The organism is Aeromonas sp. 25-AL00135 (genome assembly GCF_054052385.1).
The window spans coordinates 126,275-149,803 of record NZ_JBSTYQ010000008.1 but is presented as its reverse complement, the minus strand read 5'-3'; the positions used below and the strand labels follow the sequence as shown (position 1 = coordinate 149,803).

The 23,529-nt window shown below is 60.6% G+C and carries 17 protein-coding genes; 10 read left to right on the top strand and 7 right to left on the bottom strand.

Annotated elements, in window-relative coordinates; all coding sequences use genetic code 11:
• The first annotated feature begins 45 nt into the window (after positions 1-45).
• Positions 46-1,110 carry an adenosine deaminase gene (locus tag ACW5XC_RS09620; protein ID WP_042053107.1) on the top strand — a complete coding sequence of 355 codons (1,065 nt, stop codon included), beginning with the start codon at positions 46-48 and terminating at the stop codon, positions 1,108-1,110.
• Positions 1,111-1,221: 111 nt separating this feature from the next.
• On the opposite strand, the gene ACW5XC_RS09615 is transcribed toward ACW5XC_RS09620, so the two are convergent.
• The 4 genes from ACW5XC_RS09615 to ACW5XC_RS09600 form a co-directional block, all read right to left on the bottom strand.
• The gene (locus ACW5XC_RS09615; RefSeq protein ID WP_042053106.1) at positions 1,222-2,208 is read right to left on the bottom strand and encodes a zinc-binding dehydrogenase; all 987 of its coding nucleotides are present in this window, start codon (positions 2,206-2,208) and stop codon (positions 1,222-1,224) included.
• Positions 2,209-2,354: 146 nt separating this feature from the next.
• Entirely contained in the window at positions 2,355-3,476 is a 1,122-nt protein-coding gene (locus tag ACW5XC_RS09610; RefSeq protein WP_042053105.1) for an alkene reductase, read from the bottom strand.
• Positions 3,477-3,672: 196 nt separating this feature from the next.
• Positions 3,673-5,208: a TerC family protein gene (locus ACW5XC_RS09605; RefSeq protein WP_021231440.1), complete on the bottom strand. Its 1,536-nt coding sequence runs from the start codon at positions 5,206-5,208 to the stop codon at positions 3,673-3,675.
• Positions 5,209-5,507: 299 nt separating this feature from the next.
• Positions 5,508-6,434: a cation diffusion facilitator family transporter gene (locus ACW5XC_RS09600; RefSeq protein ID WP_042053104.1), complete on the bottom strand. Its 927-nt coding sequence runs from the start codon at positions 6,432-6,434 to the stop codon at positions 5,508-5,510.
• A gap of 167 nt (positions 6,435-6,601) precedes the next feature.
• Between ACW5XC_RS09600 and ydiJ the strand changes: the two genes are divergently transcribed.
• From ydiJ to ACW5XC_RS09580, 4 genes are all read left to right on the top strand, one after another.
• Positions 6,602-9,673, top strand: coding sequence for a D-2-hydroxyglutarate dehydrogenase YdiJ (gene ydiJ, locus ACW5XC_RS09595; RefSeq protein ID WP_042053103.1), 3,072 nt, complete (start codon positions 6,602-6,604; stop codon positions 9,671-9,673).
• Positions 9,673-10,161 carry a hypothetical protein gene (locus tag ACW5XC_RS09590; protein WP_042053102.1) on the top strand — a complete coding sequence of 163 codons (489 nt, stop codon included), beginning with the start codon at positions 9,673-9,675 and terminating at the stop codon, positions 10,159-10,161. The genes ydiJ and ACW5XC_RS09590 overlap by 1 nt, the downstream gene beginning before the upstream one ends.
• 167 nt (positions 10,162-10,328) lie before the next feature.
• A complete protein-coding gene (locus ACW5XC_RS09585) occupies positions 10,329-10,790 on the top strand; it encodes a hotdog fold thioesterase (RefSeq protein WP_042053101.1) in 462 nt (153 codons plus the stop codon).
• Between the two features lie 180 nt (positions 10,791-10,970).
• Positions 10,971-12,872, top strand: coding sequence for a DEAD/DEAH box helicase (locus ACW5XC_RS09580; protein WP_042053100.1), 1,902 nt, complete (start codon positions 10,971-10,973; stop codon positions 12,870-12,872).
• Between the two features lie 490 nt (positions 12,873-13,362).
• On the opposite strand, the gene ACW5XC_RS09575 is transcribed toward ACW5XC_RS09580, so the two are convergent.
• From ACW5XC_RS09575 to ACW5XC_RS09565, 3 genes are all read right to left on the bottom strand, one after another.
• Positions 13,363-14,685, bottom strand: a complete 1,323-nt coding sequence (locus tag ACW5XC_RS09575; protein ID WP_005344933.1) for a Na+/H+ antiporter family protein — start codon at positions 14,683-14,685, stop codon at positions 13,363-13,365.
• 274 nt (positions 14,686-14,959) lie between these two features.
• On the bottom strand, positions 14,960-15,637 hold the full coding sequence (gene rnt / locus ACW5XC_RS09570; protein WP_042053099.1) for a ribonuclease T: 678 nt from the start codon (positions 15,635-15,637) through the stop codon (positions 14,960-14,962).
• Between the two features lie 99 nt (positions 15,638-15,736).
• Positions 15,737-16,480 (bottom strand): phosphatase PAP2 family protein, encoded by a 744-nt coding sequence (locus tag ACW5XC_RS09565; protein WP_042053097.1) that lies wholly within the window; start codon positions 16,478-16,480, stop codon positions 15,737-15,739.
• A 247-nt stretch (positions 16,481-16,727) separates the two neighbouring features.
• Here ACW5XC_RS09565 and ACW5XC_RS09560 point away from each other — a divergent pair, with 247 nt between their 5' ends.
• The 5 genes from ACW5XC_RS09560 to accD all read left to right on the top strand — a co-directional run bounded on the left by ACW5XC_RS09560 (position 16,728) and on the right by accD (position 23,529).
• Complete coding sequence (locus tag ACW5XC_RS09560; RefSeq protein WP_042053095.1) at positions 16,728-17,849, top strand: 4-phosphoerythronate dehydrogenase; 1,122 nt, start codon at positions 16,728-16,730, stop codon at positions 17,847-17,849.
• 194 nt (positions 17,850-18,043) lie between these two features.
• Positions 18,044-19,060: an aspartate-semialdehyde dehydrogenase gene (locus ACW5XC_RS09555; protein ID WP_005344937.1), complete on the top strand. Its 1,017-nt coding sequence runs from the start codon at positions 18,044-18,046 to the stop codon at positions 19,058-19,060.
• Positions 19,061-19,331: 271 nt separating this feature from the next.
• Positions 19,332-21,536 carry a FimV/HubP family polar landmark protein gene (locus ACW5XC_RS09550; RefSeq protein WP_042053092.1) on the top strand — a complete coding sequence of 735 codons (2,205 nt, stop codon included), beginning with the start codon at positions 19,332-19,334 and terminating at the stop codon, positions 21,534-21,536.
• Positions 21,537-21,736: 200 nt separating this feature from the next.
• Positions 21,737-22,546, top strand: coding sequence for a tRNA pseudouridine(38-40) synthase TruA (truA, locus tag ACW5XC_RS09545; RefSeq protein ID WP_042053091.1), 810 nt, complete (start codon positions 21,737-21,739; stop codon positions 22,544-22,546).
• Between the two features lie 119 nt (positions 22,547-22,665).
• A complete protein-coding gene (accD, locus tag ACW5XC_RS09540) occupies positions 22,666-23,529 on the top strand; it encodes an acetyl-CoA carboxylase, carboxyltransferase subunit beta (RefSeq protein ID WP_042053089.1) in 864 nt (287 codons plus the stop codon).

The following is a 23,529-nucleotide window of genomic DNA, read 5'->3' as shown; positions in this document are numbered from 1 at the left end:
GTGGAGGGGCTGACGCCGGATCACTTTGCTGATGGAGCCGTCGCTATGGACACCCCGATTTCCAAGCCAGTCACACCCGAACACCTCACCGCCGCGCAATTTATCGCCGGACTGCCGAAACTGGAGCTGCACCTGCATATCGAGGGCAGCCTCGAACCCGAGCTGATGTTTGAGCTGGGCCGCCGCAATAACATCCCGCAGCCCTGGCCCGATGTGGCCAGCGTGCGCGCCGCCTATGACTTTGACTGCCTGCAATCCTTTCTCGACCTCTACTATCGCGGCGCCAGCGTGCTGGTGACCGAGCAGGACTTCTTCGACCTCACCTGGGCCTATCTTGAGCGTTGCGCCGCCGACAAGGTGGTGCATGTGGAGATCTTCTTTGACCCGCAGACCCACACCGCCCGCGGCGTCCCCTTTGCCACTGTGCTCGGCGGCATCGAGCGGGCGCTGCAGACCGGGGAGCAGGAGTTTGGCATCAGCTGGCGCCTTATCATGAGCTTTTTGCGCCACCTCAGCGAAGAGGATGCTTTTGCGACGTTGGAAGAGGCTATGCCCTTCCTGTCGCGCATTCACGGCATCGGCCTCGACTCGGGTGAAAAGGGCAACCCACCGACCAAGTTTGCCCGGGTCTTTGCCAAATGCCGCGAGCTGGGGCTGCCGGTGGTGGCCCATGCGGGTGAAGAGGGCCCTGCCGACTACATCTGGCAGGCGATCAACGAACTGCAGGTATGCCGCATCGATCACGGGGTGCGCTCGGCAGACGATCCCGAGCTGCTGCGCTATCTGGCGGATACCCGCTTGCCGCTCACCGTCTGCCCCCTCTCCAACACCCGGCTCAAGGTGTTCGGCAATATGGCCCAGCACAATGTGTTGCGACTGCTGGAGCAGGGGCTCTGCGTCACCATCAACTCGGACGATCCCGCCTACTTTGGCGGCTATATGAATGCCAACTTTGTGGCGCTGGCCGATGGCCTTGGCGCGACCATGAGTCAGCTCTGTCGCTTGTCGCTCAATGCGGTGGAGGCGAGCTGGCTATCTCTGGCCGACAAGGCGCGCCTGACTCGGGAGATCCGCAGTTATGCCGAGACTCACGGGGTGATCCTGCATTGAGTCAGGCGCCAATGAAGCCGAGATGACATGCACTATATAAAGAGAGGCCCGCCATCACTGGCGGGCCTCTTTTGTTTCAATGGTCGGTGTGGTTATTAGGGAAGGTCAGCGTTATGCCACTCGTACCAGAAACTTCTCACCCTGTCCTTCGCGCTTGAAGCGCTCAAGCAAAGTAGGCAGTGCCTCAAAGTCGCCCACCACCAGCGGCGGCAGGGTCAGCTCGCCGCTCGCCATCTGCTCCATCATGGCGACCCCGGCGGTGACCAGTCGGCTCCACTGTTTGTCCGAGCCAAAGGCGTGCTGGGCACCCAGTGCAATCTCGTGTAACGAGTGGCAATGGGCAAAGGCGGGCAGCGGATTGTGCGGGATGCGCCCCAGCACAGTCACCATATGGCCGTAGTAGCCAAGGGCGGGCAGCAGGCTCTCTGCCTGTTGGCTCGAGACCAGATCGATGATCCCCTCGAACGGCTCGTTGCCGTTGGCGGCCTGCAAGGTGGCCAGCCAGTCTGGTTCCCGATAATCGGCCACCCCCTGCACGCCGATCTGTTTGAGCCACTGATGGTGGCGTGGGCTGGCGCTAGCAAAGACCCGCGCTCCTTGCTGGAGGGCGAGCTGCACCGCAAAGCGGCCGACACTGCTGCCTGCACCTGTGATGAGCAGTGCTTCCCCGTGCAGGCGCGGCAGCTTGGCCAGTGCCTGCCAGGCGGTGAGGCCTGGACAGGGCAGGGCGGCGGCGGCCTCGTTACTCAGGGCATCTGGCACCGGCAGCAGGGCGCGGGCCGGTACCCGGGTGTGGCGGGCAAAGCTGCCGTGGTGGCGCAGGTCGGTGTGATAGGTGACCCGGGCACCGAGGCGCAGATGGCTGACGTTGGCGCCGAGGGCCACGATAGTGCCCATGCCATCGACGCCGGGCACCTGACCGTCCTGCCAGTTGGAGTGGCCATATTCGATCAGCTTCCAGTCCACCGGATTGAAGGCGATAACCCGGTTTGCCACCAGCACCTCGTCAGGGGCGAGCGGTGCCAGGGGCAGATCGGCGAGGGTCAGCTGGGTTGGTTCACCGGGGGCATGCCAGCACCAGGCTTGGGTGTGATTCATGGTGACTCCTTGTGAAAGCGAGGGGAGATAACAACGAGATCATTGCAACAGCAATATAGAGAAACTGCCACTGCTGCGAATGGGCAACAATACGGCAGGCCCCAACCTGTGGGGCCTGCGTTACATGGCTGGTTGGCCATCGGCAATCAGCGGCTGGTGGTTGCGTCCTCGGCCTGATAGACGGGGTAGTCGGTCAGCCCTTTCTCGCCGCCGCCAAACAGGGTGGCCGGATCGTGGGGGGCCAGCGGGTAGCCGTGGCGCAGACGGTTCGGCAGATCCGGGTTGGCAACGAAGGGGCGACCAAAGCCAATCATGTCGGCCCAGCCCGCTTCGAGGGCGGCGCGAGCCCGCTTGCCATCATATTTGCCGGCATAGATCAGGGTGTTGGGGAAGGCATCCCGCAGACCCTGCTTGAAGTTCTCCGGCATCAGGGGGGCATCGTCCCAGTCCGCTTCGGCGATGTGCAGGTAGACCACGTTGAGCTGGCCCAGCAGGCGGGCGGCGGCCAGATAGGTCTCCTGCGGATTGGCATCGACTGTGCCGTTGAGGGTGGTGAGCGGCGCAAGACGCACCCCAACCCGGTCAGCGCCGATTTCGCTGCTGACTGCCTCGGTCACCTCTTTGAGGAAGCGCAGCCGGTTTTCCAGCGATCCGCCGTAACTGTCGGTGCGGGCGTTGGACTCGGAGTCGAGGAACTGGTTGATGAGGTATCCGTTGGCGGCGTGCAGCTCGATGCCGTCAAAACCGGCGCTGATGGCGTTGCGGGCCGCCTGACGGAACTGGCCCACTACCGCATCGATATCGGTTTGTGTCATGGCGCGCGGGGTGACGGTCTCGACAAAGCCCGGTGCATCGCTGCCGTTATCGACGAACACCTTGACACCCACTGCGGGCAGGGCTGAAGCGGAGATGGGCTGGGCGCCGCCGATGTTGTCGGGATGGGTGACCCGGCCCACGTGCCAGAGCTGGGCGAAGATGGTGCCCCCCTTGGCGTGCACGGCATCGGTCACCAGTTTCCAGCCAGCGATCTGCTCGGCGCTGTAGATGCCCGGCGTCCAGGCATAGCCCTTGCCCATGGGGTCGATTTGGGTGCCTTCGCTGATGATCAGGCCCGCCTCGGCGCGCTGGGCGTAGTAGCTCGCCATCATGGCGTTGGCCACGTCACCCGGCTGACTGGCACGGGAGCGGGTCATGGGGGGCATGACGATGCGGTTGGCAAGGTGCAGCTGGCCAAGGCGCAGCGGGCAGAACAGGTGATCGTGGCTCATCTTGAGTTCCTCATGGTGGAAGTGAGGCCACTTTATGCCGCCATCTTGTTGTGAAAAAGAGGGGTAATTGCACAAGAGAATTGTGCTTGATGCAGCAATCAGCACAAACCGCCGGGAAAGAAGGCGTTGAGGCATAAAGTTGAAGCATAAAAAAGAGGGCCGTCTGGCCCTCTTCTATTTTCTGCTGGTGGCAGGCTCAAGCAGCGGCGGGCATCACTTTCACCCGCTCGATGCGCCGCTCGCTCACCTCGATCACCTCGAAGTTGAGCTGCTGCAGTTGCAACTGCTGGCCCGGGGTGGGCAGGGTGCCGAAGTGGGAGAGCAGCATGCCCGCCAGGGTCACGTATTCATCGCTCTCGCTCACCAGCCCCTCATGCTCCAGCACCTGCTCCACATGATGGATGTTGGTGCTGCCGTTGATCAGCCACCCTTCGCCATCGCGCACGATATCCGGGGTTTCGTCTTCGTCCGGCAGCTCGCCGACGATGGCCTCCAGCAGATCGTGGGTGGTGACCAGCCCCTGGATCACGCCAAACTCGTCGGAGACCAGAATAAGGCTCCCCTTGGCTTTGCGCAGCTCCGCCAACAGACGGATCACGTTGATGGTTTGCGGCACGATAATGGGGTCGTTCTGCTTGGCCAGTTCACTTAAGGATTGCCCTTCGTTCAAGGCAAACAGCAGGTCCCGCGCCTTGACCACTCCGATCACCTCGTCCAGATCCCCGTCACAGATAGGGAACAGGCTGTGGGGCTCGCGCTGCAGCAGGGCGCGGATCTCGTCGCTGGAGTCGTTGATATCGATCCAGGCCATCTCGGAGCGCGGGGTCATGATGGTGCGAATGGAGCGCTCGGCCAGCGACAGCACGCCGGTCACCATATAGCGCTCCTCCTCGCCAAAGCTCACCGGCGCTACGGCCGGGGCATCCAGATCGTCATCCGGCTGATCCTGATAGGCCTTGCTGCCCATCAATTTGAAGATGGCGGCAGTGGTGCGCTCGCGCAGCGGCTGTTTGGATTCGTGACGCATGGCGCTGCGCTGGGCCAGCTGGTTGAAAAACTCGATCAGCACCGAGAAGCCGATGGCCGCGTAGAGGTAGCCCTTCGGAATGTGGAAGCCGAACCCTTCTGCCACCAGGCTGAAGCCGATCATCAGCAGGAAGCTCAGGCAGAGCACCACCACGGTTGGATGAGCGTTGACGAAGCGGGTCAGCGGTTTGGAGGCGAGTACCATCACCACCATGGCGATGGTCACGGCGGCCATCATTACGCCAAGGTGCTCCACCATGCCGACGGCGGTGATGATGGAGTCGAGCGAGAAGACCGCATCGAGCACCAGAATTTGGGCGATCACCACGCCGAAGCTGGCGTAGGCGCCGACCGGGCCATCATCCTGGGGCTTGGCTTCCAGCCGCTCATGCAGCTCGGAGGTGGCCTTGAACAGCAGGAACAGGCCGCCCCCCATCAGGATCAGGTCCCGACCGGAGAAGGGGTGATCCCACAGGTGCAAAATCGGGGTGGTCAGGGTGACCAGCCATGACATGACGCTCAAGAGCCCAAGTCGCATCAGCAGGGCCAGCGACAGGCCGATAATGCGCGCCTTGTCCCGTTGGGCGGGGGGCAGTTTTTTCACCAGGATGGCGATAAAGACCAGGTTGTCGATCCCCAGCACGATTTCCAGAATGATCAGGGTAAACAGACCAATCCAGATATGGGGATCCAGCAGCAATTCCATTGTATGACCTCAATAAAAACAGACAGAGCAGAGAGTGATCACGGCGCGCGATGGCCGCAGTAACAGCAAGGCAAAGGTGTTATTCAGAGGCGCTGATTAAGCAGAAAAAGATAGGCTTTGACAGAGAGAGACGAAGGGCAACTTCGGGGATTGTCCATGATGGGCAATAAAACCTCGGGTGAAAAATGAGCCCTGATGATAGCGGCTGGCGCCAATTTGGCAAGAGCAGCGTCAGCGAGGCGTGATGGGGTTGTGATGCGACAGGGGAGGCGGCGGTGCCGCTCTCCCCCGTGCGGTCGTTACAACCAGCGCTTTTCGCGGGTGAAACAGACCGACAGCCAGGCATCGCCCAGGGTGTCGCCAAGGCGAGACCAGAGCTCCTGGCGCAGGGCATCCTGACGTTCGACAGGCCACTCCTGACCAGGCGCCACCAGAATGTTCAATTCCAGATCGAAGCGGCGACCGCTTTTGGCCAGATGGCTATAGCACTCGATGCCGTGGCGCTGGCGCAGCGCCTCGATCTCCTGCTCGACTTGCCGTGGCACATCCCCCTTGGGGGCGATCTTCAACACTTCCCGCAGGTTGCGACCGAGCACCTTGATGGGAATGAGAGTGGCGCAGAGGGCCAGCAGCGAGACCAGCACCGGGTCGATATAGCGGTTGTATTGGCCGTAGCCGATGGCATCGAGGCCAATGGCGACTACGAAACCGATAAGCAGGGTGGCGCTGAGCAGGGTATCCACCAGCCACTCCTTGGAGTCGACCCGCACCAGCTCGGAGTCAACCTGTTCGGCAACCTGGGCTTCGATGCGATAGATGATGGCGCAGAAGAAGGTGGATACGGCGGCATAGATGAGGGCGTGGCCGAGATCGATCTCCCGTCCCCCTGCAAACAGGGTGGTGAGGCCGTTGTAGAGTGCCGCCAGACAGAGCAGCAGAATAATGGAGCCGTTGATGACGTTGGCGATGGGCTCGAAGTGCGCATAGCCATACTGGAAGCGCGAATCGGAAGGGCGGGTAACGAGATAGGCGGTAACAAGACCGAGGCCCGTCATGCCCATGCTGAACAGGGTGAAGATACCGTCGAGCATGATGGCGTTGGAACCGACGAAGAGGCCGTAGCCGATGCCGAAGATGGCAAAGGTGATACAACCGAACAGCGACAGGGTAAGCGCCTGTTTTTCGGTGGTGACCAGCGTACTGATAACATGGCTGTGGTGAGCCATAAAAGTCCTCCTTTCAAATGGTGAATATTGCCAAGCGCAAGCGGTTTTCTAGCTGATATACTGCCCGCTCACATGTGAGCGGACTGGCCTGACTGCCATTGACAGGCGGCTGGCCAGTCGTTGTCGCCGGCGTGCCGGCATCAAGCAAAGGATGGGAACAAGGATTCATGATCCCGAGACTCGATTACCAGGACAGTTTGTCACCCGCAACCCTGCAGTTTCTTGAGTTGCTAGAGCGCAGCGCATTTCGTGGTGATATCGAAAAGTCTTATGCAAGCCGGTTGGCGATGGCGACGGATAACAGCGTCTATCAGGTAGTACCTCAGGCGGTTCTCTATCCGCGCAGTGCGGATGACATAGCAGTGATGCTCAAGCTGGCCGCAGAGCCGGCGTTCGCCTCCTTGAGTTTTTTCCCTCGCGGTGGCGGTACCGGCACCAATGGTCAGTCATTGGGCGGCGGCATTATCGTCGATCTCTCCCGTTATATGAACCAGATCATGGAAATTAATCTGGAGGAGGGGTGGGTGCGTGCCCAGGCCGGGGTGGTGAAAGACCAGCTCAACGCCTATCTCAAGCCCCACGGCTACTTCTTCTCGCCGGATCTCTCCACCTCCAACCGCGCCACCTTAGGGGGTATGATCAATACCGACGCCTCGGGGCAGGGGTCTCTGGTCTACGGCAAAACCTCGGATCACGTGCTTGGCCTCAAAGCCGTGCTGGAGAATGGCGATATCATGGCCACCGAGCCGCTGACCGGTGAGCGACTGGCCGACAAGCTGGCGCTGGAGAATCGGGAAGGGGAGATCTATCGCACCCTCTATCGCATCGGTAAGGAGCGCCGCGCCGACATCGAGGCGACCTTCCCCAAGCTCAATCGCTTTCTGACCGGCTACGATCTCAAGCACCTCTATCAACCCGATACCGATACGCTGGATGTGAGTCGGGTGCTGTGCGGCTCGGAAGGATCCTTGGGCTTTATCACCGAAGCCAAACTCAATATCACCCCCATCCCGCGCTACCGCACCCTGGTCAACGTCAAGTACGACAGCTTCCCCTCCGCCCTGCGCAACGCCCCCTTTATGGTTGAGGCCCAGGCCCTCTCGGTGGAGACGGTGGATTCCCGGGTGCTCGGGTTGGCTCGCGCCGACATCATCTGGCATTCGGTGAAAGAACTTATTCAGGATGTGCCCGGCAAGGATCTGCAGGGGCTCAACATCGTCGAGTTTGCCGATACCGATAAGGCAGAACACAAGGCCAAGGTAGCTGAGCTCTGTCGCCGTATCGACGGTCTGCTGGCCAACGGTGAAGCCGGGATCATCGGCTATCAGGTGTGTGACCACCTGCCGAGCATCGAGACCATCTACGCCATGCGCAAGAAGTCGGTTGGGCTGCTGGGCAACGCCGAAGGGCGCAAGAAGCCGGTGGCGTTCACGGAAGATACCGCCGTGCCGCCCGAGTCACTGGCCGATTTCATCATGGAGTTTCGCGCCCTGCTGGATGCCCACGGCCTCGACTACGGTATGTTCGGCCACGTCGATGCCGGTGTGCTGCACGTGCGCCCGGCGCTGGATTTGTGCGATCCCGAGCAGGAGGTGCTGCTGCGCCGCATCTCCGATCAGGTGGTGGCGCTGACCGCCAAATATGGCGGTCTGATGTGGGGCGAGCATGGCAAGGGCTTTCGCTCCGAATACAGCCCCGCCTTCTTTGGCGAGCTGTGGGAAGAGCTGCAGCGGGTCAAGGGGGCGTTCGACCCGGCCAACCGCATCAACCCGGGCAAGATCTGTATCCCCTACGGTAGCGGTGCCGAGCTGGTGTCGGTGGATGGCCCCAAGCGCGGCAAGTATGACCGCCAGATCCCGCTCGCGGTGCGCACCAGCTACACCCGCGCCATGGATTGCAACGGCAATGGTCTGTGCTTCACCTTCGAGACCGACTCCCCCATGTGCCCCTCGGTCAAGATCAGCCGCGATCGCCGCCACTCCCCCAAGGGGCGGGCGGGACTGATGCGCGAATGGTTGCGTCAGCTGGCGGAGCAGGGCTTCGACCCGCTGGCGGAAGAGGTGGCGCTGCAATCCGGTGGTGTGCGCTTCAAACAGCTGGTGGACAAGGTGCGCAACAGCTGGGCCAAACAGCGTGGCGTGTATGATTTCTCCCACGAGGTGATGGAGGCGATGGCAGGCTGTCTGGCCTGCAAGGCGTGCACCAGTCAGTGCCCGATCAAGGTGGATGTGCCCGATTTTCGCGCCCGTTTTATGCAGCTCTATCACGGCCGCTACCTGCGCGCGCCGAAGGATTACTTCGTCGGCACCGTCGAAAGCTATACGCCGCTGCTCGCCAAGGCGCCGAAGCTGGTCAACTTCTTCCTCGAAAAAGAGTGGGCCCAGAAAGCGACCGAGAAGAGTATCGGCATGGTCGATGTGCCGCTGCTCTCTGTGCCGACCCTGGCCGAGAGCCTGCACGATAACCGCGCCCGCTATTTTGATCTGCCGGGACTGGAGCGGATGAGTGCCGAGCAGCGCAAGCAGGTGGTGCTCATCGTGCAGGACCCCTTCACCAGTTATTACGATGCCCCTGTGGTGCGCGACCTGGTGAAACTCGCCAGCAAGCTCGGTTTCCAGCCCTACTTGCTGCCCTTTAAACCGAACGGCAAGCCCCAGCATATCAAGGGGTTCCTGCGCGCCTTTGCCCGTACCGCGGCCAACAGCGCCCAGTTCCTCAATAAGGTAGCGGCGCTTGGCATTCCCATGGTGGGGGTGGATCCGGCCATGGTGCTTTGCTATCGCGACGAGTATGCCAAGGCGCTGGGGTCGGCTCGCGGCGATTTTCAGGTGTTGTTGCCGCAGGAGTGGCTGCTCTCGCTGCCGGTAGATCAGTTGCCTGCTCGAACCGACAAGACCAAGAGCGAGGAGGGGAGCGAGCCCTGGTATCTCTTTGCCCACTGCACCGAGAAGACCGCCAAGCCCTCGACCCACGGCGACTGGAGTACCCTGTTTGGCCGTTTCGGGGCCAGTTTGCAGCCGGTCTCTGTGGGTTGTTGTGGCATGGCGGGCACCTATGGTCACGACGTCAAACAGGTGGAGAACTCCAAGGGGATCTATGGGTTGAGCTGGGCTGAGCCACTCGCGCGCCTGCCCAAAGCGCGCTGTCTGGCGACCGGCTATTCGTGCCGCAGTCAGGTCAAGCGGATGGAGGGGGAAAAGCTCAAACATCCATTGCAAGCCCTGCTGGAGCTGCTCTGATGCTGACGTTCCCCAAGCGGTTTCGGGTGCCGAAGGCCTATCGGCACCCGCGTTTCTTGCTGTTACCCGCAACTCCCGCTCAGGCGGTGGTGGAGTTTGTCGCCATGTTGCGCGAGCGCGAGCAACTCCATCAGCTGTTTCGCCCGAACGATATCTGGCCCTCGGCCAACTTCAGCCTGAGCCAGCACGAAGGGGATCTGGAGTGGCAGCAGTCGGAGTTTCTGGCCAAGCGCTCCTTTGCCTATGGCCTCTGGAGCCCGGATCGGGAGCCGCAATTCTGGGGCGGGGTTTATCTTTACCCCTCGGTGTTGCCAGAGGTAGCGGTGGAGCTCTTCTTCTGGAAGATGGCCGAGGCGCCAATCACGGATGAGGAGCTGGAGATTCAGCTGCGCGACTGGCTCGCCAGGGTGTGGCAGTGGCCAGAACCCCGCTTGCCGGGGCGAGATGTGCCTTGGTCTGAGTGGCCCGGCGTTACCTACCCCTGGTGACATCCCGCTTAAGGGCATGATTGTGTAACACGCAGCTCCGGGTCGGGGCTGCGTTGTTACCACGTCACCTGGTAACCAACAACTCATATAACCGAACCATGTTGCCGATGGAGGTCGTTTCACCCATATCGGTACGCATTCATCGCTACATAAGGAGTCTGCTCGCAATGAGTCACGATATTGCGCCCATCTGGCGTAAACCCATGAGTCTGGAGGGGCTCAACGCCACCTCTCGCAACACCCTTATGGCCCATCTCGACATCGTCTACACCGCTTTTGGCGCTGATTGGCTGGAAGCGACCATGCCGGTGGATCACCGTACTCACCAGCCCCTGGGCATGCTGCACGGTGGTGCCTCTGTTGTGCTGGCGGAGACGCTTGGGTCGCTGGCGGCCAATATGGCGGTCGGGCCAGATAGCTACTGTATGGGGCTGGAGGTGAATGCCAACCATCTGCGAGCCAAGCGGGAAGGGGTGGTGACCGGGCGTTGCACGCCGCTCCATCTGGGAGCAACAACCCAGGTGTGGCAGATTGAAATTCGGGACGAACGTGAGCGTTTATTGTGCACCAGCCGACTGACCATGGCGGTGCTCAAACACAAGCGGGGCAAGGACTCCAGCGAGGAGTGATCTGCAATCACGCACTATGAGTGCAAAATAAGCAAGCCATACTCGTCAGATCCCTCTATAATTGCCAACGTCTTGAGAGGCTTATCACATTTTTCAAGACAGCAGAACAAAGTGGCGCTATAATCGCCGCCTTTTTGCTATTCCGCGGTGTTAGCCGCCTGCCTTAATCTGGAAGAATCTATGTCTGATACCGAACAACTGCCCCTTTTTAGTGAGCTCGGACTGGCCGCGCCTGTATTGAAAGCGCTGCAGGACGTGGGCTATGAGCGCCCGTCACCGATCCAGGCCGCAGCAATTCCCCACCTGATGGCGGGACACGATCTGCTGGGGCAGGCGCAAACCGGTACAGGGAAGACCGCTGCTTTTGCCTTGCCTCTGTTGTCTCGTCTGGAAGCTGGTAACCGCAACACCCAGATCCTGGTGCTGGCGCCTACCCGCGAACTGGCGCTGCAAGTGGCTGAAGCGTGCCAACGCTATGCCCACCACATGCCTGATTTCCACGTACTGCCCATCTACGGCGGTGCCTCCTACGAAACCCAGACCCGCGCCCTGCGTCGCGGTGCTCAGGTTGTCGTCGGTACTCCGGGCCGCGTGATGGATCTGATCCGTCGCAAGAACCTGGACCTCTCCGGCCTGAAAGCCCTGGTACTGGATGAAGCTGATGAAATGCTGCGTATGGGCTTCATCGACGACGTGGACTGGATCATGGAGCAGTGCCCGAGCACTCGTCAGGTTGCCCTGTTCTCAGCCACCATGCCGGAGCAGATCCGTCGTGTGGCCCAGAAGCACCTGAAGCAGCCCAAAGAGATCAAGATCGCCTCCAAGACTGCTACCGCTACCACTATTCGCCAGCGTTACTGGCAGGTAACCGGTCTGCACAAGCTGGACGCCATGACCCGTCTGCTGGAAGTGGAATCCTACGAAGCCCTGCTGGTATTCGTACGTACCAAGAACGCTGCCGAAGAGCTGGCTGGCAAGCTGGCCGCACGTGGCCACGCCTGTGAAGCGCTGCACGGCGACATCCCGCAGAAACTGCGTGAGCGTACCGTCGACAAGCTGCGCCAGGGCCAGCTGGATATCCTGATCGCCACCGACGTTGTCGCCCGTGGTCTGGACGTTGAGCGCATCACTCACGTAGTGAACTACGACATTCCGTACGACACCGAATCTTACGTACACCGTATCGGTCGTACCGGTCGTGCCGGTCGTAAAGGCGAAGCCATCCTGTTCGTCGCTCCGCGCGAGCGCCGCATGCTGCGCGCTATCGAGCACGCAACTCGTCAGGCCATCGAGCCGATGAAGATGCCGAGCACCGAGGACATCAACCAGCATCGTCTGGCCAAGTTCAAGGAGCGCATCCGCGAAACCATGATGGGCGAAGAGCTCGAGATCTACCACAACCTGGTGAACGAGCTGATCGAAGAAGATTCTGCCGATCCGCTGGAGCTGGCTGCCGCACTGGCCAAGCTGGTACAGGGCGACCAACCGCTGCTGCTGGATGACTCCATCCCGGATCCGCTGTTCAACAACAGCAACGATCGCGGTGGCTTCGAGCGCCGTGACTTCAACGACCGTGGCGGTCGTGATTTCGGTGACCGTGGCGATCGTCCTGCCCGTCGCATGCCGTCCCTGGAGCCCCGCCCGCTGAAAGACAACCCGGATGTGGAGATGGAGCGCTATCGTGTAGACGTGGGTGCTCATCACGGCGTCAAGCCGGGCCAGATCGTGGGCGCCATCGCCAACGAAGCGAACATCGAGAGCCGCTTCATCGGTAACATCGACATCGCTGACGACTTCTCTACCGTCGACCTGCCCAAGGGTATGAGCGCCGATGTGCTGGAAGTGATCAAGAAAGCCCGTGTTTGCCAGCGTCCTCTGCAGATCACTCGCTACACCGAAGTGCCGGCCGGTGGCAACACCAGCAGCCGTCCGCCCCGTGGTGATCGTCCGTTCCGTGGTGACCGTCCTTTCAACAAGGATCGCCGTCCCCAGGGTGACCGTCCGTTCAACAAGAGCGGGGAGCGCCGTGAAGGTGGCTTCAACAAAGATCGCAAATTCGGTGGCAAGCGTCGCGAAAGCTGATTGCTGATCCCGTTATGAAGAAGGCCGCTCATTGAGCGGCCTTTTTTCTGCCTGCGGTTTACCCTGTGTGCTTACTGAACGCCAGATCGGCATAAGCCGTTACATGGGTGAGCGCATGATGGCCACTATTTGATAACTGGATGTCGGGGAAAGAGAGAATACCTTTCCTACTCGACAGGCGGTTGTGACGTGGTCGGGTATCATCCGCCGTTCTGCCATAGGTCTGGGCTGGCAGCCGTTTCTTTGTATTGGCAAGCGTTGGGACGTGTGCACTTGGGCGGATGGTTGGATGGGGAGTGACAGCATTGCGCCCGCTGACTCCGGCAATCGTAAGGGGTGGCGACTAGGTGGCCGCTCAGAGGCTTTGTCTGGCTGGCAACCATTATTCATATCGAGCGGGGTAATTGGTTGGCATCAATGAAGAAGGCGACCATCAGGTCGCCTTCTTGTTGTGCATTGTGACGTGCAGAGTTCGCAGCCCGAGGGGCTATCAGAGCACCATGGCGGCAATCCAGCCGAAGATCACCAGCGGGATGTTGTAGTGAATAAAGGTGGGCACCACGCTGTCCCAGATATGGTCATGCTGGCCATCGGCGTTGAGGCCGGAGGTGGGGCCCAGAGTTGAATCAGATGCAGGTGAACCCGCATCCCCCAGCGCGCCTGCGGTACCGACCAGCGCGATGATCGCCATTGGTGAGAAGCCGAGCTGCAGACAGAGCGGCACATAGATGGTGGCGATGATGGGCACGGTGGAGAAGGAGGAGCCGATCCCCATGGTGATGAGCAGGCCAACCAGCAGCATCAGGAAGGCGGCGATGCCTTTGTGCTGGCCGATGCCGGAGGCGACCACCTGGACCAGAGAGTCGACCCCGTGGGTTGCCTTCATCACGGCGGCAAAACCGGCGGCGGAGATCATGATGAAGCCGATCAGCGACATCATCCGCACCCCCTGAGTGAAGGCATCCTGGCTTTCGCGAAACTTGATGACGCCGCCGCAGGTGAAGATGACAAAACCGGCCAGCGCACCCAGTACGATGCTGTTGGTCATTAGTTGCAGCCCCAGCGCCACGCCAATGGCTAGCAGGGCCACCCAGATGTGAGTGAGGTTGAGCTCGACCGCTTCGGGCTCGGCATCCAGGATCTTGGCCAGATCGTACTGGCGCGGTTTGCGATAGCTGATGAATACCGCAATCAGCAGGCCCAGTACCATACCGGCGACCGGAATGGCCATCGCCAGCGGGATCTGGCTGGTGGTGATGGGCACGCCGTTATCGATCAGGTTCTTGGCCAGAATGTTGTTGAGGAAGATGCCGCCAAAGCCGACCGGCAGCACCATATAGGTAGCTGTCAGGCCAAAGGTGATGACACAGGCCACCTGACGACGGTCGATCTGCATCTGTGCCATCACATGCAGCAGCGGCGGGATCAGGATGGGAATAAAGGCGATGTGAACCGGGATCAGGTTCTGGGAGGAGATCGCCACGGCCAGCACGGAAGAGAGCAGCAGGGTTTTGACCCACATGATGCGGGTCGAGCTGGCATCCTTGCCCAACTGGCTGATCACCTTGCGGGCCAGCAGGTCTGTGATCCCGGAGCGGGAGATGGCAACCGCAAAGGCGCCCAACATGGCGTAGGAGAGGGCAATCTCGGCGCCACCGCCCAAACCACCGCTGAAGGTGGTGAGGGTATCGGTCAACGACAGCCCACCGACCAGGCCGCCAGCAATGGCCCCCAGCGCCAGCGAGACCACCACATTGATCCGCAGCAGACTGAGCACCAGCATCAGCCCGACTGCGATAACAACTGGATTCATTTGATTTCCTTATAGTTTGTTATTGCTGTCTGTCATGTGAAGGGGAGTTAGTTTGCGAAAAATGTGACAAATGTCGAGTAAAAAATCAGTCAAACCCCTCATATCGCAGCAGCATGTGGCACAAGGTTGTTCAACATGAGGGTTTGTGACCTGTTTGTCTCCGTGTATCACGTGCGCAGCGGTGGATAGTGACGTTGATAGCGATTTCCTGTGCTCCGTGCAATCAATCACTTCCCCAAAAAAGCGAAGGCTGCCAGTGGCAGCCTTCATTCGTTTATTTTTGCCCCTCATCATCGGTAGGGGCATCGGTTGTGTCATCATCCGGATGCGCTGGCGGCCAACCCCCCATGCTCTTCCAGCGGTTAACGATATGACAGAACAGCTCGGTGGTGCGTTCGGTGTCATAGAGGGCAGAGTGCGCCTCTTTATTGTCAAACGGGATGCGGGCGCTCTGGCACGCTTTGGCCAGCACGGTCTGACCCAGCGCCAATCCGGAGAGGGCTGCGGTGTCGAAGGTGGCAAACGGGTGGAACGGATTGCGCTTGAGGCCAGCGCGCTCTGCGGCAGCCATCACGAAGCCGTGATCAAAGGTGGCGTTGTGGGCCACTATGATGGCGCGGCCGCAATCCTGCTCCTTCATCCCCTTGCGGATCCCCTTGAAGATCTCGGTCAGCGCCTCTTTTTCCGAGACAGCGCCACGCAACGGGTTGTAGGGGTCAATGCCGGTGAACTCCAGCGCGGCTTTCTCCAGGTTGGCCCCTTCGAAGGGTTCGACATGAAAGTGGAATACCTGATCGGGAACGAGCCAGCCCTGCTCATCCATTTTCAGGGTGTAAGCCGCGATTTCGAGCAGGGCATCGGTCTTGGCGTTGAACCCGGCTGTTTCAACATCGATGACGACGGGGTAAAAACCACGGAAACGGCCCTTGAGGGTATGAACTGCGTCGGTCATGGGATCTCGGTCGGGATAAAATGAGGCGGCATTATGGCAAAAAAGCGCTGGCTTGTCCTCCCATCCCACGCAGGATGCCGCGCCAAGATGGCGCCGGATTCAATATCTGTGCAGCCACCAGCGGGCGGCAACCAACGCCGTGAGCGTACCCAACAGGGCGCTGGCCAGCACATCCACCGGCCAGTGCATCCCCATTACCATGCGCGACAGACCAATTCCCAGTGCCCACAACGGTAGCAGCCAGACGCCTGTGGGGGCGCGGGCCAGCCAGATAAGGCCAAAAAATTGGGCCAGGCTGATAGCGGCGATGCTGTGGCCAGAGGGGAAGGCGTAGTTCACCTCTGCCTGCCAGTGGTGGCCGAGCCACTCTGGCAGGGCCAGCAGCTGGCTGGCGGCGTGAACCTGTTCGCTGCGCACATCGACGCTACTGGCGTAGAAGTGCTTGATGGCCGGGATCAGCGACTGACTCTCCAGCCAGAGCAGATAGGGTCTGGGCTCTTCGGTCAGGTGCTTGATCAGGCTTTTGAGCACCCAGTCGCTGGCAAGTAGGGCCGCCAGTGCACACCCCAGCGCAATAAAGGGAGCCAGCTCCAGTTTGAGTTTGTAGCGGGTCAGTAGCAGCAAGAGGGCGCCACTGACCCCGATCCCGGGAATATCGACCATGCGGGTAAGGGCGTATAACCACCATAGCCAGCCTGACTGCAGTGAACCGGTCAGAAAAGGCTGCCAGGGCAGGGTGGCGAGCATCAGCAGGGGCAGGATCAACAGGGCAGTGAAGCCAAGCACCTGACTGCGGGTGAGTGAAGCGGTTGACGCTGAGTGCGATGGAGCGTGTGGCGGCATGGTGGGTATGGGCGATCGCGAAAAAGAGGGGCATTGTGCCACCGTGATATGCCCGGACAAAGCCGAGCAGCACGTTTGTTACCTCTGCTTACACATTTGTGGCGACATCCTCTGTTTGAGCGGGCGGATGGAGCGGCTGCCGCGCAATGTGGGCCCGTTTCGCGCCGGATTGCATCACAGGCTGAAATCTCGGGCGGCTTTGCGCTAGAATGGCGCCCCCGTGGCGGTTGTGACCAAAGAGAGCCCGATGAAGATAGTCGTTGATGAGAATATGCCCCATGCCGTGGAGCTGTTTGCCGAATTTGGCGAGGTGATCCCCTTGCCCGGACGGCAGATGCAGGCCCGCGATCTGCTCGATGCCGATGTGCTGCTGGTGCGTTCGGTCACCCGCGTCAACGGCGATTTGCTGGCGACCAGCCCCAAACTCGGGTTTGTCGGCACCGCCACCATAGGCACAGACCATGTGGACAAGGCCCTGCTGGCAAGCCGCAATATTCCCTTCTTCAGCGCCCCCGGTTGCAACAAGTATTCGGTGGGGGATTATGTGCTCTCCGCCCTGCTGGTGCTGGCGGAGCGTTATGAACTCGACCTCTCGGCCATGACTTTGGCGGTGATTGGCGCGGGCAATACCGGCGAGTGTGTGGCTGGCAAGGCCCAAGCGCTCGGCATGCGGGTACTGCGCTGCGATCCACCCAAGGCGCGTAATACCCCCGATGCGGGCTTTGTCGATTATCAGACCGCTCTTGGTGCCGATATCGTCAGCTTCCATGTGCCCATTACCCGTGAAGGGCAGGATGCCACCTACCATCTGCTCGATGCCGAACAGATTGCCGCCCGTCCTGCCGGGCAGATCCTGATCAATGCTTCCCGTGGCGAGGTGTGGGATAACCGGGCCCTGCTGGCACGCCAGCTGAGCGATAAGCCGTTGCGACTGGTGATGGATGTGTGGGAGAACGAGCCCGAGCCACTGGCTGCGCTGGTGCCCCATACCGAGATTGCCACCCCCCATATCGCCGGTTACAGCCTGGAGGGGAAGGCCCGCGGTACCTGGATGCTCTACCAGGCGCTCTGCCAGCAGCTGGGACGCCAGCCTCGTCAGGATTTGAGTCGGCTGTTGCCCGCCCCCGATGTGCAGGCGGTGGTGCCGGGCCGCGCGCCGGATCAGGCGCTGATCAAGCAGCTGGTGCATCTGGTTTATGATGTGCGCCGCGATGATGCCCGTTTCCGGACCCGACTCGGCTTGCCAGGCAGCTTTGATGAGCAGCGCAAACACTACCCCGAGCGCCGTGAACTATCCTCCCTGCAGATCGAGGGGGCGTTTGCCGACCAGGCGCTGGGCGAGCTGGGATTTGTGCTATCACGCCCCTGAATCGGGGACTAGGAGTTGGAAGACAACCGGCAGGGGTGAGCCGTACTGGCTACTTCGCCCCCATTTTTTTACTGAGGTGGAGCAGATGCTACTGCGCCGGCTCAGCCATATCTGGCAGCGTCATCTCGCAGCGCGGGAGCCTGCCGACCATGGCGCCACCCGGCGCCATTGCAGCATTATCAGAGGAGAACAGAATGAGCCAGCAGTTTAATGTAGCGGTATTGGGTGCCAGCGGCGCCGTGGGTCAGGCGATGATCGAGATCCTGGAAGAGCGCGAATTTCCGGTAGCGACCCTCTATCCGCTGGCTTCCAGCCGCAGTGCCGGTGATACCGTGCGCTTTGGCGGTAAGAACCTCGAGATCCTCGATGTGGAGGAGTTTGACTGGAGCCAGGTGCAGATCGCACTGTTCTCCGCCGGAGCCGAGGTCTCGGCCAAGTGGGCGCCGATTGCTGCCGAGCACGGTTGTATCGTCATCGACAACACCTCCTGCTTCCGTTATGACGAAGATATCCCGCTGGTGATCCCGGAAGTGAACCCGGATGCGCTGGCCGATTTTCGCAATCGCAACATCATCGCCAACCCCAACTGCTCCACCATCCAGATGCTGGTGGCCCTGAAGCCACTGCACGACGAAGTGGGCATTGCCCGCATCAACGTGGCCACCTATCAATCCGTGTCAGGCTCCGGCAAAGAGGGGGTCAGCGAGCTGGCTGGCCAGACTGCTCATCTGCTCAACGGTCGTCCGGTGGAACCGACCCTCTATCCGCAACAGATCGCCTTTAACCTGATCCCGCAGATCGACAGCTTCACTGACAACGGCTACACCCGTGAAGAGATGAAGATGGTATGGGAAACCCAGAAGATCCTAGGGGATGCCAGCATTGCCGTGAACCCCACCTGCGTGCGGGTGCCGGTCTTCTACGGCCACGCCGAGGCGGTACACGTCGAACTGCACCAGCCGCTCGATGCCGAACAGGTCAAGGACCTGCTGCGCAATGCGCCGGGTGTGACCCTGTTTGATGACGAAGGGGACTATCCGACCCCGGTGCGTGACGCAACCGGCAAGGATGAGGTGCTGGTGGGTCGGGTGCGCCAGGATATTTCTCACCCGAGTGGTATCAATATGTGGATCGTGGCCGATAACGTTCGTAAGGGCGCGGCAACCAACAGTGTACAGATTGCCGAGCTGCTGGTTCGCGACTATCTGTAAGGCTGGTCAGATGCCACAGATGCGCAGCAGGGAGTGCTGCGCATCCGGCCTGTGATTAAACCGGGGTGTGACCCATGCCGCACTCCGTCACTTCAAGATTCTGTTGCGATATCAACTGATTAAGTTTTTTCCTACACTCAGGGTCAAGTTGGGTGCTAAATGTGTCGGACTGCTGGCTTGCCAGGCGAGCCTGATTTATATTGAACCGACTGTTTTGGGGTAACTATCCAGATTTTTCAATGTGATAGGGCCGTCATACGAAGGAACGAATATGGGACATTCCCGCATAACATTGGCAACGCTACTCGCATTGGGTCTGCTGGGCACCGTCCAGGCTGAAGACTCGGCGCGGGAGCCTTTTTTTGTCGAGCTAAAAGGCCCTGACGAACCCGCACCTCCCGCTGTCAATTCCCAGCCGCTGACGCAGCCGGTCGCCAGACCCGTCGCACAACCGGTGCGTACAACCGCCCAGCCGGTGGTGCGTCAGGTCACTGCCAATGCCGGTAGCTATGGCCCTGTTCGTCCGACCGATACCCTATGGAGCCTGGCGAGCAAATATCGCCCCTCCAATCGGGTCAGCGTCTACCAGACCATGGTGGCGATTTACGAGAAAAACCCCCGCAGTTTTGCCGATGGCAATATCAACCACATTCTGGTGGGTTCCCGCATTCTGCTGCCGACCGCGGCCGAGGCGAGCGTCATCACTGATGCACAGGCCCGCGCCAAGTTCCGCAGCGACAACGCCAGCTGGAAGGGGTTAAGCCCCAAATATCTGGCTGACAAGCAGGCCCATACCGCCAAGCCGGCTGCCGCCAAACCCGCGAAGGTTGAAGCCGCCAAGACCGAGCCGGTGAAGGCTGCGCCTGCGCCGCTGCCAGTGGCGAAAGCCGCCCCCATTCCCGCCCCGGTGGTGGCTCCGCAACCGGCTGCCGAAACCAAAGAAGTGGCCAAGGTGAGCGAGCCTGCGCCGAAAGAGGCGGTAGCACCTGCTCCTAGCGCTGCAGAAGGCACCACACCGGCGCCTCTGCCTTCCGATCTGGATAAACCGGTGGGCAAACCGGCTACCGAGATGGCGCTGGCACTGGAAGATGCCAATGCCCAGCTCGGCCAGGTGACCGAGATGAACCACAGGCTCAAGCTGCGTCTGCAATCCCTGACTGAAGAGGTGGAGACCCTCAAGGCCCAGCTGCAGGATCAGACCGCGCTGCAAAAAGAGATTGCCGAGCTCAAGGCCCAACCGGTCCCGCCGGTGGCAGCCGAGCCTGAGCCTGAGAAAAACTGGTTGATGGATCTGCTCTCCTCACCGCTCAACCTCGCCATGATCATTCTGCTGCCTGTGCTGCTGGTATTGGCGCTGGTGACCCTGTGGCTGCGTGCCCGTGCCCGCCGAGAGCTGGAAGAGCAGGAGAAGAGCCTCTCCGAATCCACTGCCATGATGATGGATCAGGAGCAGAGCGAGTTTGATGATCTGCTGAGCGTCGATGTGACCGACAACGAGCCGGTGCGCCCGGTGCCGGATCTCAACACCCCGGATGGCTTTATGCCGATGGAGCCTGACGAGCCGGCCGCCAAGCCGGATGTCGATCTGGTGTTCAGTGACGAGGGCGAGATGGAGCTGCAGGGCTTTGAGCCCGAGCGGATGGCGGCCCAGCCAGCCAGTCGTGACCCGGATCTGGTGCCGGATCTCGATCTCTCGCTGGATGAGCCCATTGCGCTGGCCAACGAGCCCGCCATGGATCTGGCCAGCGAGTTCAACCCCAAGCCCAAGGCCGCTGACGAGATCATGAGCGAAGAGGAGCTGCAGGCAGCCCTGTTTGCCGAGCTGGATGCGGATCTCTCCGCCGACCTCGAGCCCGATTTGAGCTCCATCGACGAAGTCGGCGCCGCTGACGACGATCTGGCGAGCTTCGATCTCGGCGATTTCGACAGTGCCCTCGACGAGCCTGCTGCTGGCAAAGATGATAACGCCATTGATCTCAGTGCCGCAGAGGACGCCGACGAGAGTGCGGATGCCATGCTGGCCGAGCTCGGCCTTGAGCCTGTCAAGGCGAAGGAAGCGGAGCTGGATCTGGAGTGGGATCCCAACGAGCTGGCGCTCTCCGATTTCGAAGATGCGTTCGCCGAGGTGGAGTCTCATCCGGCGGATGTTCAACCCCGTGAGCAGGCACAGGAGAGCGGCTACGTCGAGATCGACAAGCTGCTGGCCGAAGCGGATGCTACCGCGCCGGAGCAGGAGCCGTATCAGGGCTTCTCGCTGGATGTGGGGCTCGATGGCTTCCCCGAGGTGCTGCCGGAATCCACCGGATTTGACGTGGATGCCGACGACGGCGGTGTGGGTGCCAAGCTGGATCTGGCCCGTGCATACCTCGAGATTGATGACAAGGATAGCGCCCGCGAGCTGCTGCAAGAGGCGGCGGAGCAGGGCAGCGATCACCAGCGTGCCGAAGCCGAGAAGTTGCTCAAGCGGTTGGGCTAAAGCATCTCCCATCACGGGATCAGAAAAACGGGGGCAGCCAGTAGGCTGCCCTCTTCTTTTGGCGATTTGCGATGGGGGGATCATGGCCGCGCAGGTTCGCAATCCAGGCCAATTGCGCGCGTGGTGGGACTTTTCGGGCTGAGCGCGTATAATCCGCCCCGTTTCTTTCACTGCGTTTTCACAACAAGACAAGTTTATCCATGCGAATTGCCCTAGGTATTGAATATGACGGCAGCCGGTATTTCGGCTGGCAGCGTCAGCGTGAAGTGATCAGCGTGCAGGCTGAACTGGAGACGGCGCTGAGCCGGATTGCCAACCATCCTGTCTCCATCCAGTGTGCCGGACGCACCGATGCCGGTGTCCATGCGACCGGTCAGGTGATCCACTTCGATACCGAGGCGAACCGTGCCGAAGGGGCCTGGACCCTGGGGCTCAATTCCAACCTGCCGCCGGATATCGCCGTGCGCTGGGTCAAGCAGGTGGGCGAGAGCTTCCACGCCCGCTTCAGCGCCACCGCCCGTCGCTACCGCTATGTCATCTACAACCACAACTACCGGCCGGCGATCCTCGGCAGTGGCGTCAGCCACTACCACGAGACCATCGATGCCGAGTTGATGCACCAGGCGGGCCAGAGCCTGCTGGGGGAGCACGACTTCAGCACCTTCCGTGCCGTCGCCTGCCAATCCAACACCCCGTGGCGCAATGTGACCCATCTGTGTGTCAGCCGCTCCGGCCCCTACATCGTGCTCGACATCAAGGCCAACGCCTTCCTGCACCATATGGTGCGCAACATCACCGGCTCCCTGCTGCTGGTGGGGCAGGGGCTCAAACCGGTGGAGTGGATTGCCGAGGTGCTGGCTGCCAAGGATCGCAATCTGGCCGGGCCGACCGCCAAGGCCGGTGGCCTCTATCTGGTCGACGTGGATTACCCGGCCGAGTTTGCTCTGCCGCAGTTGCCGCTCGGCCCGCTGTGGCTGCCGGACTCGGCACCGGGTACGACCAGTTTTTAGTAACTGCGCCCGAAAAATTGTGGTTTAATGACCCGTCATTTGTTGCCATCGAGCTATTAAGTCATTGAACAATCTAGGCTCGATGCGTTTTGTCAGGCACAAAAGCATTAAGGAATTCCATGAGCTGGCTTGAGAAGATTCTTCCCAAGAGCAAGATCACTGCGCCCCGTCGTCACAACATTCCGGAAGGGGTGTGGACCAAGTGCAGTGCTTGTGAACAGGTGCTCTACCGGGCAGAGTTGGAGCGCAACCTCGAAGTGTGCCCCAAGTGTGATCATCATATGCGCATCAGCGCCCGCGCCCGTCTCGAGAGCTTCCTCGATGAGCAGGGTCGTACCGAGATCGGTGCCGAGCTGGAGCCGCAGGATGTACTGAAATTCAAGGATTCCAAGCGCTACAAGGATCGTTTGTCTGCCGCTCAGAAAGAGACGGCGGAGAAAGATGCGCTGGTGGTGATGAAAGGGACCCTCAAAGGGGTACCGGTTGTCGCCTGTTCGTTCGAATTCTCCTTCATGGGGGGCTCCATGGCCTCCGTGGTCGGTGCCCGCTTTGTGCGCGCCGTCGAGGAGTGCATCAAGGAAGGCCGTGGCCTGGTCTGCTTCTCCGCCTCCGGTGGTGCTCGCATGCAGGAAGCACTGTTCTCCCTGATGCAGATGGCCAAGACCAGTGCGGCGCTGGACCGTCTGTCCAAAGCCGGCCTGCCCTATATCTCCGTGCTGACCGACCCCACCATGGGTGGCGTCTCTGCCAGTCTGGCGATGCTGGGTGACATCAACGTGGGCGAGCCCAAGGCGCTGATCGGCTTTGCCGGCCCGCGCGTTATCGAGCAGACCGTGCGCGAGAAACTGCCGGAAGGCTTCCAGCGCTCCGAGTTCCTGCTGGAAAAGGGTGCCATCGATATCATCATCGATCGCCGTGAAATGCGTAACCGTCTGGCCAGCCTGCTCGCCAAAATGCTGAATACTCACGTCATCGAAGAGTGA